Here is a 269-nt window from a genome sequence, read left to right as displayed (position 1 = left end):
ATGTTTTCTCGCCCTAAGCTTGGCCCTACGGTGCGCTCTTCAACTATTTGAATTGGCGCTACAAGTGCACCAGCACGTAGTAATAAGCTTAAGTTATGTGCTTCTGCTGGGTTATCAATACCGGTAATACGGAACGAGCGATCAAGGCGTGCTTGAATAGTTGCTACGTTAATAACTTCTTCAACCTTAATAGGCGGAAGCGCTTTACCGTCGGCATCTTTTTTACCTGATGGTTTGTATTCAATAAATACCGTGGCCATGCGCTTACC

The 269-nt window shown here is 45.0% G+C and carries 1 protein-coding gene; it reads right to left on the bottom strand.

Annotated features, from left to right (window positions below):
- The coding region (locus AAEY78_RS13295) for a SecDF P1 head subdomain-containing protein (RefSeq protein WP_502943777.1) at positions 1-269 on the bottom strand (269 nt) is incomplete at both ends.

It is taken from the genome of Psychrobacter sp. 16-MNA-CIBAN-0192 (genome assembly GCF_040309565.1).
GTDB lineage: Bacteria > Pseudomonadota > Gammaproteobacteria > Pseudomonadales > Moraxellaceae > Psychrobacter.
This window is presented reverse-complemented; position numbering and strand designations above follow the sequence as displayed.